The 284-nt window shown below is 58.1% G+C and carries 1 protein-coding gene; it reads left to right on the top strand.

Translation table 11 applies throughout. The annotated features are described in order from the left end of the window. A partial coding sequence (locus EN786_RS38175; protein WP_210238943.1) for a hypothetical protein occupies window positions 1-284 on the top strand: 284 nt, incomplete at both ends.

The raw sequence follows: 284 nt of genomic DNA, 5'->3' as shown, positions 1-284 counted from the left end.
CGCTGATCCGTATGCCCGACTGGGCGTCGGGGCGGCTAGGCGCTTACCATCTCTATTTCGCTGACCATGGTGGCTCCTATATTCGCCTCGCCTACGCGGAATCGATCGAAGGTCCGTGGCACATCCACCCTGGCGGTGTGCTGTCCCTCGATCAATGTCCGTTCATCAAGGAGCACATCGCGTCTCCCGACGTTCATGTCGATCAGCGGTATCATCGCTTCTTCATGTATTTTCATGGGCCAGCAGAAAGCGGGCAAGGCCAGATGACCTTTGCGTCGACGTCC

The sequence above is a fragment of the Mesorhizobium sp. M4B.F.Ca.ET.143.01.1.1 genome (genome assembly GCF_004792275.1).
Classification (GTDB): Bacteria; Pseudomonadota; Alphaproteobacteria; order Rhizobiales; family Rhizobiaceae; genus Mesorhizobium; species Mesorhizobium abyssinicae.
Note: the sequence above shows the minus strand (reverse complement) of the source record. Positions and strands in the feature narration are given on the sequence as shown.